At 69.1% G+C, this 17,766-nt stretch carries 10 protein-coding genes; 2 read left to right on the forward strand and 8 right to left on the reverse strand.

The window, feature by feature from the left end:
• Positions 1-11: 11 nt before the first annotated feature.
• From Q344_RS0111935 to Q344_RS0111945, 3 genes are all read right to left on the reverse strand, one after another.
• Positions 12-5,039, reverse strand: a complete 5,028-nt coding sequence (locus Q344_RS0111935; RefSeq protein WP_028286909.1) for a hypothetical protein — start codon at positions 5,037-5,039, stop codon at positions 12-14.
• Between the two features lie 128 nt (positions 5,040-5,167).
• A complete protein-coding gene (locus Q344_RS0111940) occupies positions 5,168-6,223 on the reverse strand; it encodes a protein-L-isoaspartate O-methyltransferase family protein (RefSeq protein WP_028286910.1) in 1,056 nt (351 codons plus the stop codon).
• Between the two features lie 25 nt (positions 6,224-6,248).
• A complete protein-coding gene (locus Q344_RS0111945; RefSeq protein WP_028286911.1) occupies positions 6,249-7,142 on the reverse strand; it encodes a M15 family metallopeptidase in 894 nt (297 codons plus the stop codon).
• Positions 7,143-7,288: 146 nt separating this feature from the next.
• Between Q344_RS0111945 and Q344_RS0111950 the strand changes: the two genes are divergently transcribed.
• Positions 7,289-7,867 (forward strand): OmpA family protein, encoded by a 579-nt coding sequence (locus Q344_RS0111950; RefSeq protein WP_028286912.1) that lies wholly within the window; start codon positions 7,289-7,291, stop codon positions 7,865-7,867.
• Entirely contained in the window at positions 7,867-10,038 is a 2,172-nt protein-coding gene (locus Q344_RS0111955) for a serine/threonine-protein kinase (protein WP_028286913.1), read from the forward strand. The genes Q344_RS0111950 and Q344_RS0111955 overlap by 1 nt, the downstream gene beginning before the upstream one ends.
• A 3-nt stretch (positions 10,039-10,041) precedes the next feature.
• On the opposite strand, the gene Q344_RS0111960 is transcribed toward Q344_RS0111955, so the two are convergent.
• The 5 genes from Q344_RS0111960 to tssK are packed head-to-tail and all read right to left on the reverse strand — an operon-like array spanning position 10,042 to position 17,751.
• Positions 10,042-10,764: a PP2C family protein-serine/threonine phosphatase gene (locus tag Q344_RS0111960; protein WP_028286914.1), complete on the reverse strand. Its 723-nt coding sequence runs from the start codon at positions 10,762-10,764 to the stop codon at positions 10,042-10,044.
• Entirely contained in the window at positions 10,761-11,429 is a 669-nt protein-coding gene (gene tagF, locus Q344_RS0111965; RefSeq protein WP_028286915.1) for a type VI secretion system-associated protein TagF, read from the reverse strand. The genes Q344_RS0111960 and tagF overlap by 4 nt, the downstream gene beginning before the upstream one ends.
• Positions 11,429-15,007 (reverse strand): type VI secretion system membrane subunit TssM, encoded by a 3,579-nt coding sequence (gene tssM / locus Q344_RS0111970; RefSeq protein ID WP_028286916.1) that lies wholly within the window; start codon positions 15,005-15,007, stop codon positions 11,429-11,431. Before tssM ends, tagF begins: the two co-directional genes overlap by 1 nt.
• Entirely contained in the window at positions 15,004-16,392 is a 1,389-nt protein-coding gene (icmH, locus tag Q344_RS0111975) for a type IVB secretion system protein IcmH/DotU (RefSeq protein WP_028286917.1), read from the reverse strand. Before icmH ends, tssM begins: the two co-directional genes overlap by 4 nt.
• An 18-nt stretch (positions 16,393-16,410) precedes the next feature.
• The gene (gene tssK / locus Q344_RS0111980) at positions 16,411-17,751 is read right to left on the reverse strand and encodes a type VI secretion system baseplate subunit TssK (RefSeq protein ID WP_028286918.1); all 1,341 of its coding nucleotides are present in this window, start codon (positions 17,749-17,751) and stop codon (positions 16,411-16,413) included.
• Positions 17,752-17,766: the final 15 nt, after the last annotated feature.

The following is a 17,766-nucleotide window of genomic DNA, read 5'->3' on the forward strand; positions in this document are numbered from 1 at the left end:
CCTTTCGGGGATCATTGCGCGTTGGCGATGATGTTGTAATGCGTGTGCGACGGTTTGAGCTTGCGGGTGTGCACGGCGGCGTAGAGCTCCGAGAACCACTCGCCCGGCGCGCGGAACTGGTAGCCCGAGACGCCCTTGGCCCGCGCCGCGTAATCGTAGCTGCACCAGCTGTTCGCGTAGCTCTCGTGGAAGACCTTGCCCGCGGCGGTCTTGGCGTTCTTCGCGGTGCTGTCCATCGCCCAGGGCTGCTTGTCGACCCGGACCCGGTCGATCCAGGCACAGGCCTCGCGGCGGCGGCGCTCCCATTCCTCGGGGCTGCATCCGGCCGGGTCGGGCACCGGAGGGGCCGACCCCTTGCCCTGGCTGATGTACTCGGCCAGGTAGCCGCTGTCGAAGCCCAGCTCGGCCGCGATGGCTTCGGCCACGGGGCGGACGTTGGTGCCGTAGACCTTCCACCCCGCAAGGCTTTCGCCGTTCCTGTCCATGAAGCCGAGCTTGTCGTCCACCGCGTGACCGACCTCGTGCAGGGTGTTCCAGCTGAAGAAGTCGATCGACTCGCCCTCCTGCAGCTCGAGCGTCGCGGGATCCACGCCCAGCTCGTGCTCGAGCCCGACGCCGTAGGTCCCGCTCTTGGCCGCCTCGCCCTCGCGCATGGCGACCTCCTTGGCGCTCGGCGCGTAATAGGAGCCGGTCGCCTCTGTCCCGACGTGCGAGAAGGTGAGCATGGAGTCGTTGTCCCGCGTCGCCGAGGCCGGGAGGTCCGACATCAGCTTGAAGAAACGCTGGAGGTTGGGGGCCTTCTTGCCGAGGTCGGTGTCCGCCCTCCCCTTCTCGAAGTCCTTGGGCGAGGCGAAGACGTCCAGCTTGCAGCCGAACCGCGCCTCGAAGGCGACGGTCATCACCTTGCGCTGCGTCTCCTCGTCCAGCCCGTTGATGACGTCATCCAGCATCGCGTCGCCGCCGGGCGCCGCCAGGAGCGCCTCCAGCTCCTTGCGGTCCGGCGCCTGGTTGTTGCACGCCTTGAGCCGCAGCCGCGCCTTGGCCATCAGGTCGCGCGCGCCGGCGATGTCCTTCATCGCGCCGGCATGGTCACGACCGGTGGCCTTGGCGGTGGAGTCGTCCAGCTTCTGGCGGCAGGCCCGGACGTCGGCGCCGATCTGGCGCCGGTCCGGATCGGCCTCGAGCAGCTGCAGATCGGTTTCGGCCGTCCGCATCTCCACATGCCAGGCCTGGTGCGCGTCCAGCAGGTGCCGCAGGTCGCGCAACGTGGCGATCGCCTTCTCGATATCGTCGCGCGCGGCACTGCGGCGTGCGGGATCCGCGCGAACGGCGGTCATCCGGGAATCCACGCGCGAGGCGAGGGCCTGGATCTCGTCGCGGGCGAAATCGGCCTGGGGATGGGTGTCGAGCAGGTCGGTCGCCAGCCTGCCCGCCAGCGCGACACTGTCGGTGAACTGGTCGAAGCGGCCCATCTCTCCGGCGAGCCTGCCGCAATCGTCGACCGCCCCCGTGACCAGCGCCAGCGCCCCGTCGAAATCGCTATCCGCATCGGCGCGGGCCTTGTCGAGCGCATCGTCCACCGCCTCGAGCTCGGGCACGAGGAAGAGCGCCGCGGGCCGCGCCCGGAGCTGCTTCAGCGTGTCGGTGGCCGAGGCGATGGCGGCGGTGAGCCCCGTCGTATCGCCGTCGTCCACAGCCTTGATCTCGGCCGTCACCCGGTCGAACTCCGCCTGCCGTGCCAGCGTCTGCTCGGCCGTGCGGCAATCCTCGAGCAATTCGGTCAGCAGGTCGCGGGCGGTGGCGAAATCCTGTTTCCCCGCCAGCCGGAGGGCGTTGTCGCGCTTCTTCTCGATCCGGTCGACCATCGGCTGGATCGGGTCCGCGCCCTTGTCGGTCAGCGCCGTGATGGCCTTCTGCGCCTCCTCCCGCGCCGCGGTATAGAGGTCGAAGGCATCGAGCAGCGGCTTCACCGCGTCGCACCGCTCGGGGAAGCCGGTCAGCAGCCGGGCGGCGCCGCCGTAGTTCTTCATGTTCTCCTTGTCCAAGGCCGCGTCGAATTCGGCCCTGAGCGCGAGGATCCGCTCGTGGGCCATCGCGTTTGCCGTGTCGTCGCGGTCTTCGAGATCGCGCAGCGCCGTGATCGCGGCGGACTTGATCGGGGTCAGCGCATCGAACGCCTTGATCGCCTCCTCGGCGCTGTCGATCGGCCATTGCGCCCGCCGCGCCATGCGCACCGCCATGGTGTAGAGACGGTCGGACATCGCGCGATCGACCTCGGCGATCTCCGCATTCGCCTTGTCCATGTGGTCCTTGGCGGCCGGATGCTGAAGCGCCGGGACGATCCGGGCCTTCACGGCATCACGCGCCTTCACGGCGTAGACGTAATTGCTGCCCAGCGTCACATAGGCCCTGCCAAGCTCCGCCGCCTGCCGCGCGAGGTTCATCATCTCGCCCATCCTGCGGTCCCGGAATGCCGTTTCGACATCCGAGACGAGCGTGTCGAAGCGCGCGATTTCGGCGGTCAGCCCGGGCGCCATGGAGGCGCCGGAGAACTTGGCGCGGAGCTTCTTCAACGCCTTCAGCTCGTCCCGGTAATACCCGATGTAGGGCGTCGTGCCGTAGGCCGTCTTCACCTCGGTCTGGGCCTGCGCCATCTCGTCCAGCGCGGTCCTGAAATCGAGCGTCTTGGCCGCCTGCTTCGCGGCCGAGAGATGGCCCGTGATCGCGTTGATCTCGGGCTTGACCAGATTGTCCTTGTCCTCTTTCCGGATCGCCTTGAGCGCATCCTCGATGGTCTGCCGCTGGATGTCGTAGGTGTCGGCCTGCACGATGAGGACGAGCACGTCCCGGGTCTCAGCTATCGCGCCCTCCAGCTCGGCCCGGGCGCGGCCCGGGTCGGCGGGCAGCGCGTTCCGGGCCTGTTTCGCAGCCGTCGCGGCATCCGCGAGCCGCTTCTGGAAGAGGTTCCCGGAATCGAGGTTCGCGACCTGACCGTGCAGCCTGTCGAACTCGGCATGGGCGGCGTCGAAATCGGTGCCGATATTCACGAGGACCGCCGAATTCACCATGTTCGACGCGATCTCGTCGTTCTTCCGGATCTCCTCGGCCGCGGTCACGATGTCGAGCGCCGCCTCCATCATCCGCGCGGCCTGGAACCAGTCGTCCTTCTGGCTGATCGCGATGGCGTCGGTCACCATCTGCTTGGCCATCGCCAGCGTCTCCGCCGCCGCTGCCGTGCCCGCGCCGCCCGCCTCGAGCGTCGCCACCTTCGCATCGACGTCCGTCTTCGCGGCGAGGTAGGTCTTGGCCTCCGCCGCGTCGTCGAGCCTGTCGGCGTGATCGCCCTTGAGCTGCTTCGCGAGCGCGGTCGCCGCGTAGAACGAGCCTTCGGCCTCCCACTTGTCCATGCGGGTCTTCGCCTCGTTCATCTCGACGATGTAGTCGGCGACCGCGATCCGGCCGTCGGGGTCGGTGATCGCGTTGGCCTCGCCCAGCCGGACGAGGAAACTCGCCTTCTCGGCCAGGTAGGCCTCCGCCTCTTCGTTGCGGCGGGGGGATTCGTTTTCGGCAATCTCCTCCGGGGACCGCTTCGTCAGCGACAATGCGAACCCGTAGAGCCCCGACAGCCGGGCCGAGGCCGCGTCCACGTTCCCGCCGTCGGCATCCGCGACAGAGGCGTCCAGTTCATCGGTGAGATGGGTGATCTCCGTATCGAAGAGCGCCTTGAGCTCTGCCGGGCCGTTGTTGAGCCCGTCGCGGATTGCGGTGATCTCTTGCCAGAGGTCGACGAATTCCTCTTCCGCCCGGACCAGCTTCGCGGCCCTGGCGGCCGCCGGCGCGACGGCGGTCAGCTTCCTCAGCGCCGCGCCCATGTTGCCGTTGTCGCGCTCGGTCCCGGCCTCGGCCAGCAGGTTGCGGGTGTCGGTGATCGCCTGCTTGACCTGATCGTATCGCCGCGTGTCCGCGGCGGGCAGGTCATCGGCCATCGCCTTGCGGCGGTCGTGGATGGCGAGGAAGTTCTGGCAATCGTCCGCGAATGTCAGCGCCGTGTCGACCTGCGCGAAGAGCGGCGCGAGAGCGGCGGTCGCCCGGGCGTAATCATGCGCCAGCGCATGGTCGCCCGCGGCCTTGTAGGCGGTGCGGACCGCATCGAACTTCGGTTTCACATGCGTCGCGTCCGAGGCGAGCGCGTGGCCATCCATCAGGTCATAGCGCAGCCGGAAGCGCGCGTGATCCGCGTTCCAAGTGCGGCGCGCGGCATAGAGCGCCTCGGCCGCGGTGTCTACGCCGTCCATCGCGGTCTCGGCCGCGGTCGCGGCGGCGGGCAGCGCGGCGACATCGGCACCGGCCCCGTCGGAAAGCCTGTCGTGCACCGTCCGGAAAAGCGTGGTCAGCGCGGGCGGCACGTGCTTGGCGTCGAAGACGACGGCCGCCGTCTCCTCGGCCTTCGCCAGCCGTTCGCCGACCGCGCGCAGCCTGGCCTTCGACTCGCGCCCCTCGCCCGTGATGTCGGGCCGGCCGGCGTTGATCAGCGCGGGCAGCTGGTCGAGCGCGCGCTCCGCATCGCCGATCCTGGCCGGATCGTTGCTGCGGATGCCGCTTTCGAAGGTCGTGTCGGCGAAGGTCCAGAGGCGGGTGATGTCGTCGATGTTGTCGAGCGGCGTGCCGTCCTCCACCTCGGCCATCCGGGCCAGCATCAGGGCGTGCTTCTCCTTGACCGCCGCCTGCCGCTTGTGGTCCGCGACGGCGGTGTTCACCGCCGCGAGCTGCGCCATCGCATCATCGAAATGCAGGTCCGAGGCATCGGTCCCGATGAGCGTCTCGGCGCGGGCGAGCTCGCCGCGCAGGAGTAGCTTGACCGCCGGATCGCCGAGCTCTTCGACCCGCCGGGCGACCGCCTCGCGATTGACGTTGAAGCGGCGGAATTCCCTGGTGGCCTCCTCGCGCCGGGCCTTCTTCTTCCGCCCGCCGATCTTGGGGGCCTTCAGGTATTTCTCGATGAAATCGCTTTGTGTCTTGGTCAGTCCGTCAATCGGCATTCGCGGCCACACTCGAAAAGGAATGTCTGTCATCCGGGCCCGCTGGTGCGATCCCGGCGACAGTCAAGCGGTGAGGTCGATTCGATACAACCGAAAATGACCCTGCGTCATCCCTGTTCGCGTCGCGGCTATCCGCCGTTGAACTGCGCGGCCTCGAGGATCGGCGACCAGAAGCCGGTGTCGAAGGGAAAGTCGCGCGGCCGGCGCACGATCTCGAGCCCGGTGTATTCCGCCTTGCGGCGCAGGTCGTCCGCCTCTCTCTGGCTGACGCCGGCGATGAAGACGGGATCGGCGACCTTGGCGCCGTCCAGATCGGGGCGGGGCCGGAGCGAGGTGTTGTAGGGCGCGAGGATGATCGTGCCGGGCCGCGCCTGGGTGAAGATGCGCTCCTCGAGCCGGGCGAGCAGCGCGTCCTCGTTCAGCGGCCGGTAGAAATAGATCACGTCGTAATCGCCGTAGTGCTCGAAGGTCAGGCCGTCGCCCTGCATCACCCGGCAGGTCTCGGGCGCGACGAGCTGCATCGCGCGGGCCCCGGCAGCGGCATAGGCGGTATCGTATTCCAGCCCGTCGCAGGCCGCGAAGTAATGGCTGGCAAGCAGCACCTTGGTCCCCCCGCCCGAGCCCACATCGAGGAAGCGCGCCCCTTCGGTCCGGCCCTGCGCCAGCAGCAGGCGATAGGCCGCGATCATCAGCATGTCGAATTGCGGCAGCGGCATCGGGATGTCGGCGAAACAGCCATGCGCCCGCGCCTCGGGTGTCTGGGTGTGGGGGTTCGCCAGCAGATAGACCGCGTTGTGCAGCAGGATCGCCAGCCCGTCCTCGGTCGCGAGCGTCCGGGCGGTGCGGATCGGCACCCGGCGCGGGGCGACGTGGCGCGCCACGAGGTCGCGCATCTGGTCCCACATGTCGATGCGCTGGCGCAGCTGGGTGAGGGCCTTCTTCCGGTCGCGCACGTCCTTGTGGCCGGCCCGCGCCTCGCCCGCGTCGCTGTCGCGGCCCCGGCGGCGTTCGCGGCGCAGCAGCGCGCTGGCGCGCCGCCGCTGCAGCTCGATCCGCTCCCAGCCGCGGCGGATCGCGGCCCCGTCGCGGCGATCCGCCGGCACGGCCATCTCGGCCGCAAGCTCCGTCGCCAGTCCCAGAAGTTCGGCCTGCACCGTGTCGGCCTGCTGCACGCTCGTGGTCATCGCGATCCTCCCGCGGGCCGGTCGGTCAGAGTTTGCCTTCCTCGATCCAGCGTTCGACGAGGTCCCGGCTGGCCTCGAAATGCATGGAATCCTCGCGCCCGAACCCGGCGCCCCAGTACCAGCCCTCGTTGCGGAAGAAATCCGCGAGGATGGTCAGCCCGAGCTGCGTCCGCCCGTCCCCGAGCGTGTCGAGCTTGCCGTCGATGTTGAGATCCAGCGACAGCCCGAACGCATGGGTCGAGATGCTGCTGCTCGAGCCGCGGATCAGCCGGACGCAGAGCGATCCGGCGGTGTTGATCCGGGCGTAGAGGTCGGGATCGGTCGCCTCGATCTTCGCGAAGACGTTCCGGAGAGAGTCGATGGCGGGCCGCAGCATGGTGACCCGGATCGGCCCGACCTCCTCGGTCACCAGCTTGTCCTTCAGGCGCTGGTTCGTCATCGACCGGCAGTCCTGCGTCAGGTCCTCGCGCGGCTTGCCGAAGATGCTGGCCAGATAGCTTGGCGTGGCGATCCGCACGCCCTGGTTCAGCGTCCGCCGTGCCGCGATCAGCACCACCTGCGGATAGGAATCGATGATCTTGTTCGGCCCGTCGCGCGGGAAGGCGGCCGATCCTTCCTGCTGCTGGCCTGCGGGCGGCGGGGCCGAGGGCATGGGGCGCGACCGCAGTTCCGAGATGTCGCGTTCGAGCCCCTCGATCCGTTCGGACATCGCCTCGACCTGCTGGCGCAGTTTCTCCAGCTCGATCCGGGCGCCGCTGTCGATGGCGGGGCCGTCGAAATCGGAACCGGCCTCGGTGAACGTGTCGGACTCGTAGACCGGCACCCGGGGCCCGCTGAGCGCGATCCAGCCCAGCACGGCGATCCCCGCGAGGATGACGCCCATGGCCCCGACGATCGCGATGATGATGCGCTTGTCCATTCCGTCCCGACCGCCCGACCGTCCGTTCGCCCGACAGTGAGACATGGCGCCCGCGGAAGTCAACAAAACCGGACCGGCACAGCAGCGTTGTCGGATGTCCGGGCGTGGTGTAGCATTCGGAAAATTTTCCAGAAAGAGGCACCGCGATGCTGTTGCGTTCGACGATTGTTCCGACTTTCCTGCTGGCCGCATTCCTGTTCCAGCCCGCCTCCGTTTCCGCACAATCCAACGACGCGAGCGAGATGAGCGCCGAGGAACTGGAACAGGTGTTCAAGAAGCAGAAGACCCGCGGCCTTGTCCTCGTGCCCACGAACCAGGAAGGCGCCGCCCCGGCCGAGACCGAGGGCGCGGCGCAATCCGCGGCCGCCACCTATGTCGAGCTCAATCCCGATGAGCAGGTGAACATCCAGATCAGCTTCGACTTCGACTCCGCCGCGCTGCGGGACGACCAGAAGACCAAGCTCGCCACGCTCTGCGAGGTGATGAAGGACGGAGAGCTCGGCAGCTTCCGGATCATCGGCCATACGGATGCGTCCGGCTCCGCCGGCTACAACGAGAAGCTGTCGCTCCTGCGCGCGCAGGAGGTGAAGCGCTTCCTGACCGGCGATTGCGGCGTGGCCGAGGACCGGCTCGATGCCGTCGGCGTGGGCGAGGCCTTTCCGCTCGACAAGCAGGACCCGCGCGGCGACGTGAATCGCCGGGTCGAGTTCCAAGCGCTGAGCTGATGAACGACGCCCGATCGGGGCAGATCTTCAGCCCCGGCGACCTTCTCAACAACACCTACCGGATCGAGGCCATCCTCGGCCGCGGTGGCACATCCGAGGTCTATCGCGCCCGGTCCGAGATCTCGGGCCGCGTCATGGCGATCAAGGCGCTCCGCGCCGAATACGCCACCAACGAGGATTTCCTGGCCCTGATGACGCGCGAGGAGGACATCCGCGATGTCCGCCACGACGCCATCGTGCGCTATTTCGACACCCAGCGGATGCCCGACGGGGTGGTCTACCTCGTGATGGATTACGTCGAGGGCCCGGCGCTCGACCGGAAGATGGCCGAGGGCGGGATGAGCGCGGCCGACCTGCTGATCGTGGGCGAGCGGGTCTGCGAGGGGCTGATCGCGGCGCATGGGCGCAACATCGTCCACCGCGACCTGTCGCCGGACAACATCATCCTCAGGAACGACAACCCGGCCGAGGCGGTGATCATCGACTTCGGCATCGCCAAGGACACCAACCCCGGCGCCGAGACCATCGTCGGCAACGAATTCGCCGGGAAATACGCCTATGCCGCGCCCGAGCAGCTGAGCGGGCGGACCGATCCGCGCTCGGACATCTATTCGCTGGGCGCGCTGCTGCTGGCGACGTTCCGCGGCAAGAAGCCCGACATGGGGCGCAACCCGATGGAGGTGGTGGCCAGGAAGTCCGAGCCGCTCGACCTCGAGGGGGTGCCCGATCCGCTGCGGCGGCTGATCGCCCGGATGTCCGACCCGGATCCCGACCGCCGCTTCGCCGATGCCCGCGAGCTGCTGGAGGCCTTCCATGACCCGGGCGCCCTGCCCGCGCCGGCGCCGGCGGTGCCCGCGGGGCTGGACGACGCGACGGTGATCGTGCCCGCGACGCGACCCGGGACCGTGCCGCCCGCCGGATCCGTCACGCCGCCGCCCGCGGCGGACCCGGCGCGCGAGCGGCGCGGTCGCGGCGGCATGGTCGCGCTGCTGGCTGTGGTTCTGGTCGCGGCGCTCGGCGCCGGGGGCTGGGCGCTCGGCCTCTTCGACGGGCTGTTCGGGCCGGCCTACCCGGTGGCCGATCCCTATACCTTCTCGGCGCAGCGCGAATTCGGCGGCACCCCGCAGGCGGTCGGCTCCGTCCCCTCCGAGGAGGTCGGCGCCGCGATTTCCCGGCGGATGGACAGCATCGACGGCACCGCCGACCTGACCCTTGCCTCGGGCGATATCGACGAGGATTGGGGCGCGTCGCTGGTGAGCGTGCTGGACGCCGCCCTCCCGCTCGAGGAGTTCCGCCTTTCGGTCCAGAACGACGAGCTGCGGCTGACCGGGCTCGCCCATGATGCCGACCAGCAGGCGGCCGTCAGCGCCGCCTTCGAGCGCGGCCTGCCGGGTGCCTTCGAAGGCTCCGCCGACATCCAGCTGGGGCCGCGGTTCCTGATGCCGGACGCGCTCAGGCCGATCCTCGCCCGCCACGCCGATTGCGGCGCGCTGCAGCTGCTCAGCCCGCCGCCGGTCGGCTACGGGCTCGAGGACCAGATCATCGTGACGGGGCGCTTCGCCGAACCCGCCAGCCGCGCCGCGCTGCAATCCGAGATCGCCGAGCTGGCGGGCAACCGTCCGGTGCGGATCGAGGGCGAGGTGCTGAACCCCGGCCTCTGCCAGATCGACAACGCCCTGCCGCGCGCGGGCGCGGGCGGGTTCGAGCTGCGCTTCGGCGAGGGCGGACAGGAGGGCGAGAACATCTCGGCCACCTACAAGGTCGGCGAGAACCCGGTGATCGACGTCTTCCTGCCCGACGACATCGAGGACGGGTATCTCTGGGTTTCGGTGGTCGACGTGAAGGGGGTGGTCTTCCACCTGCTGCCGAACCTGATCCGCCCGGACAACAGCATCGCCACGCTGCGGGAGCAGGCCGAGGACGGCTTCGTCCGGCTCGCCTATCCGCTGGACGAGGCGCAGGGCACCGGCCGGATCGCCTTCAACGTCGATGGCAGCGTGCTGGGCAAGAGCATGGTGATCGTGCTTCATTCCGACGAACCGCTCTTCGACGAGATGCGGCCGACGACGGAATCCGTGGAAAGCTATGCCGCCGCGCTGGAAGAGGCGCGCGACACCGGCGGGCTGACCGTCGCCTCGATCGACAGCGCGATCCTGACCACGGAGGAGTGAGCGCTAGAGCACGTCGATCACGATGATCGAGATGTTGTCCGCGCCGCCGCCCTCCAGCGCGATCTGCTGGAGCGCGTCGGCCACGGTCTCGATCGGTTCGGTGCCCAGCACCCGTTCGAGCGTCGCGAAGGTGGCGTATTTCGTCAGACCGTCCGAACACAGCAGGAAGCGGTCGCCGGGGAAGAGCTCTCCGCGCACCTTGTCGAGCTCCAGCGCCTCGCCGACACCGACCGCACGGGTGACGGCGTTGGACTGGGGGTGCCGTTCGGCCTCGTCCCAGCTCAGCTGTCCGGCGAGCACGAGGCCCGCGACCACCGAATGGTCCGTGGTGAGCAGTTCGATGGAGCCCGATTGCAGCCGGTAGAGCCGGCTGTCCCCGGCCCAGAAGGCCGCGAAATGCCCGTCGGCGATCACGAAGGTGACGATCGTCGCGCCGATGGTGGCCCCGCCGCGCGCCTCGGCCTCGCGCAGGATGGCGGCGTGCGCCCGGTCGATCGCCTCGCGCAGGGCGCGGATCATCTCTCCGGGCGGCAGGTCCGGCTGGATCATCGCGATGCTGTCGACGACGGTCTGCGAGGCGAAGTCGCCGCCCGCATGCCCGCCCATGCCGTCCGCGACGGCCCAGATGCGATGGTCCGGCAGGGTGAGGATGCTGTCCTCGTTCACCTTGCGCTTCAGCCCGACATGCGTGGTCGCCGAAAACCGGATACGGGAGGGCGGCGTCATGCGGGGCTGGCCGCCGGCAGGGCGCGCCACACCGGCGCGTCGAGGTCGAAGAGCCCCTCGACCCGCAGCGGATCGGGCAGGCCGGGCGACAGGAAGAGCCGGTGGTCGCCCGCGACCGCGGCGGTCCAGACGCAGGTCTCGCCGTGACGCTCGCGCAGCCAGCGTGCCGCCAGAACGGCTTCGGGCGGGCAGGCGCCGGCGTAGGTCTCGGCGGTCTCGGCCGGGGCGTCGGGGCTTGCCGGGGCGCAACCCTCGAGCAGCGCGGCCAGCGCGTCGCGCGACAGTTCCTCTTCCAGGGCGGTCAGGGCGGTGTCCTCCAGTGCGGTGAAGAAGGCGTCGTTGGCGAAATGCCGGAGCGCCGTCGGCCCGGCCCCGCAGGGCGCGGCGAGCGTCAGCGGATATTGCCGCCCGACCCGGTCGACCGAGGGCATCGTCACGCCGCTGATCGCCTCGGCCCCCGCCACGCCCGGCGGCAGCGAGAAGCGCCAGATCGGGGCCGAGAGGTAGCAGGCGTTCCAGCGCTCTCCCAGCCGGTCGCGGGCCGAGATCAGCCCGGCCTGCAACCACGCGTCCCACGCGCGGGTGAAGCCCGCCGGCAGGTCCAGCCGCAGGAAATCGCCCATTCCGGGCATCTTGCCGAAGGCCCCCGCCCCGCGCGCCGCCATCAGAACGACGTCGGGCAGGCGAATTCCGCCAGCGCGCCAAGGTTGAACGGGTTCAGCACCGAGCCGGACTGAAGCTGGAAGATCGCGATCCGCCCGCCCACGTTGAAGATCAGCCGGGTCCGGTCCGACACGTTGGTGCGCCGGATCTCGGCCGCGTTCAGCAGCCGGAACCAGGCCCAGGGCCCGTCCCGTCCCAGCGAATTGCCGGCCCCCTGCAGGATCGGCTGGAAGGTCACGCGCGCCGCGCCGACCGAACCGGGCCAGGTGATGGCCGAGGGGCGCGGCGCCGCGGAATGGCGGAACTCCACCGTCTGGCCGTCGATCTCGAGGAAGACCTCCTGCGCCTTGGGATCGAGCGCCTCGGGCGTGATCTGGAAGCTGATCGAGGGCGCGGCGCCGCCCGCGAAGAAGGCGTCCCGGATCTCGGCGGCGTGCTGGAACTGCACCAGCACCGCGGGGCTGATGCCGAGGTCCGCGTCGTTCACCGGCTTCCAGGCCCAGGGCCGGGCGCGGGTGTCGACGAAATCGCGCAGGTTCTCGTTGAAGAAGCTCTCGATCATGCCGCCGGGCGCGAAGAGGCGCTGGAAATCGGCGATCGCCACGTCGGCGCTCGCCCGGCTGTCGAACGGGTAGCGGTTGGTCAGCGCCTGCTGGCAGAACGGCAGCACCTGCGATTGCCACTTGGCGTTGATCGAAGAGCGCGTCCCGTCCGCCGTGATCCCCGAGGAGCCCGAGGAGATCTGCGTCGACCAGCGCGGGATCGGCCCCTCCATCCGGTTCGCCATCTCCTGGAACCGCAGGATGGCCGAGCCCTCTCCGGTGGTCGCCGGTGCGGCCCCGCCCGCGAAGGAGAGCTTGTTGAGCTCCTGGTAGACCTCGGTCAGGCGGTCCATCAGCTGGGACAGCTGCGAGGCCTGCCCGTCGGGTTCCGCCACGAGGTCGTGCAGCCACGAGAAACGCTCCTCGACATAGGCGCCGGGCTTCTTCGGTGCCGGCCCGTTGCCGGGCAGGATGTTGCTCTGCAGGGCGTTCAGGAACAGCTGGCTGCGGCTCGAGAGCGAGGATTGCAGCTCGAGGTTGCCGATCTCCTTGGCGCTGTCGCCCAGCCCGTCCGTGCCGAGCGCGCTGCGGTCCTCGGTCAGCCTGGTCTCTTCGGAGACGGCCTTGAGGATGTTCACCAGCGGCGAGGTCGGGCCGGACAGGACGTTCGTCACCTCGACCGCGTGGCTCAGGCTCTCCATCGGGATGATGTCGATGTCGCCCAGCATCTTGTCGTAGCGCGAGATGAAATCGTTGTAATAGAGATCCAGCACGTCGCGGCTCATCGCCAGCAGCGCGGTCTCGCTCTGCTCGCTCTCGCCGCGGGGGCCGAGCACCCAGCTTTCGCTCTGGATCCGCTTGGCCACCCCGAGCGCCTCGTCGAGGAAGACCTGGTTGAAGCCGTCGTAGGTGAAGATCCCCTCGATCCCCTCGTTGAGCGGCTTGCCCGATGAGCGCACGATCACCCGCGCGATGGCCGGGCCGCCGATGTCGGTCAGCCGCCATTCCGGCAGCTCCTTGGCGCGCGGCGAGTTGATGATCCCGTTGTAGACCCGCTGCGCCAGCGGCATCTCGGAGAGGATGCCCTGCACCTGTTCGACGAGCGGTCCGTTCAGGGCGATGGCGTCCATCGGCTGCGAGAGCATCGCATCCAGATGCCCCCTCAGGTCCTCGCGCAGATCCTCCCGCCCCGGTCCCGCGTAGGAGACCGACCAGTCGAGCTCCATCCACTCCTTCACGAGGTCCTGGTTCATCGGTCCCTGCTGGCCGAGCATCAGGTAGATCTTCAGCGCCTCGTAGAGGAAATCAGGGTTGTTCATGTTGGCCTGCATCTGCTCTTCGAGGCGCAGCAGCAGGCGCGGCAGTAGGTGCTGGTTCAGCGCGGCGCGATAGGTCAGCGCGGCCTGGTTGCCCAGCACCTTGCCCTGATAGAGCCCGTAGGTCAGCGCACGCGGCGGGTTCGGCGTCGCGGGCGAGGGCTGGCCCGGCATGTCCCGCAGGGTGTTGAGCGCGGGCACGACGCCGGGCAGGTCGCTGTCCTCGATCGGGCTGGGCGGGATGTCGGCGGCGGCGGTGCGGTATTCGGCCACGCTTTCGCTCGCATCGGCGATCAGCTCGGCATTGCCGAGATAGCTGCGGGTCCAGAGCGCGCCGATCCCGATCGCCGCCAGCAGCGCCGCCGCGATCGAGATGCGCTTGGACCAGCGGTAGCGCCGTTCGACCTTGTCGTCGGCGCTGACCAGCCCGGCCTCGGTGAAGATCACGCCCGAGAAGAGCCGCGTCAGGAAGAACGACCGGCCCGAGCCGCGGCCGGTGCCGATGGCCTGCCGCCCGATCCCGAAGGTCCGCGCCATGCCCATCATCAGCCGGTCGATCGGCGTGCCTTCCTGCGTGCCCGAGGTGAAATAGACCCCGCGCAGAAGGTGCCGCTTCTCGAACCGGTTGTCCTGGAAGACCTCGTCGAGGAAGCCGCGCGCCGTCGCCCGGACCGAGGCGAACTGCGCCGGGAAGCTCGCGATCAGGCTCCGCCGCTGGTGGTCGGTCTCCTGCTGCATCTTCTCGAGCGATTGCGCGTTCAGCTGCCGGAGCAGCAGGTCGAACTCGTCGTCGAAGGCGGCGACGGGGTTCAGCTCTCCCTTCGTCTTCTTCGGCAGCGGCAGGGTGAAGCCCCAGACCTGTTCGCGGTCCTCCTTGCCGAGGCTGTCGTAGAATTCGGTGAAGCCCGCGATCATGTCGGACTTGGTGAAGATCACGTAGACCGGGAAGCGCACGCCCAGCTTCTCGCGCAGCTCGTGCAGCCGGCGCCGGATCGCGGCGGCGTGGCTCTTCTGGGTGATCTCGTCCTGCAGCGCGAGATCCGAGAGCGAGATCGCGACGATGGCGCCGTTGATCGGCTGCCGCTTGCGGTGCTTCTTGAGCAGGTTCAGGAAGCCCAGCCAGCCGGCGTTGTCCTCGGCCTCGGTGCTGTCCTGCGTGGTGTAGCGCCCGGCGGTGTCGATCATCACCGCGTCGTTGGTGAACCACCAGTCGCAGTTGCGGGTGCCGCCGACGCCGCCGATGGCGTTCTTGCCCATCGAATCCGCCAGCGGGAACTGGAGGCCGGAGTTGACGATGGCCGTGGTCTTGCCCGCGCCCGGCGGGCCGATCATCACGTACCACGGCAGCTCGTACAGGTGCCGGCGGCCCAGCTTGGACTTGCGCAGGGCGGCCATGGCCTCCTTCAGCTTGCCCTTCAGCTCGACCAGCTCGGCCTTGACGATCTCGTCCTCCTCGTCGGTCTCGTCCACCGTCTCGACGATCTCCTCGGTCAGCTTCGCGTCGCGGCGGGCCCGGCGGATCAGGATGATCAGCAGCACCGTGAGCGCCAGAAGCAGCACGACGCCGATGGCGATGAACCGCGCGATGGCGCTGTCGAAGGGATGCGCCTCGCCGATCGGCAGCAGCGGGCCGAGATACCAGATCAGCAGCGCGAGGCCGAGCGCGACCAGCAGCGTGATCGAGACGGCCGAGCCCAGGCGGCGCAGGATGCGGATGATCATGAGGCGTCCTCCCGGACCAGCACAATCTCGATGCGCCGGTTCTTCGCGCGGCCGTCGCGCGTGTCGTTCGATGCGATCGGGCTCTTGTCGGCCTGCCCCTCGGCCTTGAGCCTTTCGGGTTCGGCCAGAAGGCCCGCGAGCTTCTTCATCACCGTCTCGGCACGGGCCAGCGACAGCGCCATGTTCGAGGCGAAGCGCGAGGAGCGGATCGGCACGTTGTCGGAATGGCCGACCACGATGACCGGCCCTTCGGTTTCGACCAGCGCCTTGGCGACGCGTTCCAGCGGCGCCTCGAACTCGGGCTGGAGCCGGTCCGAGCCCGAGCCGAACATGTTCGATCCGGCGACCCGGATGGTGATCGTCGACTGGTCCTGGAAGACCTCGACGATGCCCTGGTCGATCTCGGCCTCGAGGAAGCCCTTCACCTTCTCGACCTGCTCGGCCGAGGGCGGCGCGGGCGGCGGCGGCGGCGGGGCGCGGCGCACCAGCTCGGCCACCCGTCCGGTGTCGAGCACCGAGAGTTGGCCCAGCACCCGTTCGGTCGCATTGTTCAGCACCCAGGAGAGCGACAGGTAGCCGACGGTCAGCAGGAAGCAGACCGCGGCGAGCGTGATCCAGACGGGCTTCCACACCGACAGCACCTTGTGCGGCAGGATCAGGCCCTTCCAGTGCGGCGAGAGGTCCCTTTCGACCACGCCGCGCTGGCCCCGGATGATCCGCGCCAGCCCGGCCCGGATCTGCAGATGCTTGTCCGACCCGTTCTGTTCGACCCGGAGCCGCCCCTCGAAGCCCAGCGACAGGCACATGTAGAGGAATTCGAGCAGGTCGATGTTCTTGCCCGGCTCCTGCTCAAGCCGCGCCAGAAGATCGTAGAAGCGGTCGCCGCCGACGGTTTCCTTGTGGAAGGTGCCGACCATGCTCTGCTGCGCCCAGACCGACTGGCCGCCCCAGGGCGTGTTCAGCACCACGTCGTCGAGCGTCGCGCAGATGGCGTAGCGGGCGATCTTGACGTCCTGCGCATCGACGCCCGCCTGCAGGGCGCGGTTCTCGAAGGCGCGCACCTCGGTCACCACCGACCGGCGCAGCTTGTCCGGGTCCATGTGCTGCGCCCGGTTCCGGATCCGGCTGACCAGCGAGAAGAGCGTCGCGGCCGCGGCGTTGATCCGGTTCATCCCGGTCATGCCCAGCTCGGCCCCCGGGTCCGCGGCGGCGCTCGCGCCACCGCCCGGGACCCCGTAGCTTTCGGCGCGCGGCTCCGCCGCCGCGGGCTCGGGCCGCGGGTCGGGTTGCCGGGGCGCGGACAGCGTCCGGCGGCCACCGGGGTTCGGCTTGATCACCGTCCTGTCGGCGTCGTCCGGTTCCGCGAATGGATCCTTGTCAGACATCTGTCACCCTCTCCCCGGTCACCCCTGGCGGATGGCCCAGAGCTCCATCTTCAGGCCCGGAAACTCTCCGGACACATGCACCGCGATGCCCCCCGACGTGGACATCTTGCCCCAATGGGGGCTGTCCCTGTCCAGTTCGAAATAGACCACCCCCGCGTGATAGGGGATCTGCCGCGGCGCCACCGGCAATGGCCGGAGCGGGATCCCCGGAAGGGCCGAGTTCACCAGCTGCCGGATCTCCTCGACCGGGCCGACCTTGGCCTGGTTGGCGAAATGGCGGCGCACGTTCTCGGCCGGGATGTCGGCCTGCACCGCCAGCACGAAGCCAGCCGTCGAGAGCAGCTTGCGGTCCGCGATCACCCCGACGCTGATGCCGTATTTCCGCGGGTCGAGCGGGATCGAGATCGCGGTCTGTTCCAGCACCGAGGACAGGTACTGCCGCAGCGCCTTGATGACGGGGTTGAACGACCGGGTCAGGTTGTCGTGGGCATAGGGCGGGAATTGCGGTGCCGACTTCTCGACCGCCATGAAGGTGGCAAGCTCTCCGGCCAGGCCGACACAGGCACGGTAGAAGGCCTCGGGGTGCACGTTCTCGATCTTGGTCAGGTGCTGCATCACCGGCTGGGCGCGGTTCACGCACATCAGCAGCAGGAAATCCGAGATCTCGGCCACGCCCTTCGCGGTGCCGCCTTCGGACATCCGCCCGGCAAGCGCGGTCATGCGGTGCCGCAGCAGCCCGTCGAGCTCCTGCAGGAACCCGGCCAGCGGCGGGGCGGCGCGGATGTCGACGCAGGAGGCGACGAAGGCGGTGTCGAGCACGACCTCCTTGTCGGGCTTCACCTCGACGATCCGGGCGATCGGGATCGCCAGCCGGTCCGACAGGTCGTCGACCTCGAGCGCGAATTGCAGCCGCAGCTTGCCGACGCCCAGCGTCACCGCCTTGCGCCCCGCGCCGGTGACATCCGTCACCTCGACCTCGGCGGGCCGGAGCCGGGCGGCGGACAGCTCCGCCCCGGACATGTCGACCTCGAGCGCGCCCTGCCGACGGTGGGGCACGGTCAGGTAGATGACGCAGTTCTTGATCGTGTCGGGCACGTCCAGCGCGGGCGGATGATCCTCGGCCGCGGGCACCCGGAAGACGGTGCCGTCCTGCGTCAGCCCGGAGCAGGACTTGATGGCGAACTGCCCGACCTTCAGCACCTCCTCGTCGATCTCCAGCGCGTTGACGCCCCAGGCATAGGGGGTCACGCGGCGCGCCAGCCCGGCGACGAGGCTCTCGGTGTACCTGTCCGCCTGCTGGAAGTGATGCGGCTGCAGGAACAGCCCTTCGCTCCACAATACCTTGCTGTCCCAGGACATCAGGCGGTCCACTTC

The organism is Pseudooceanicola nanhaiensis DSM 18065 (assembly GCF_000688295.1).
Classification (GTDB): Bacteria; Pseudomonadota; Alphaproteobacteria; order Rhodobacterales; family Rhodobacteraceae; genus Pseudooceanicola; species Pseudooceanicola nanhaiensis.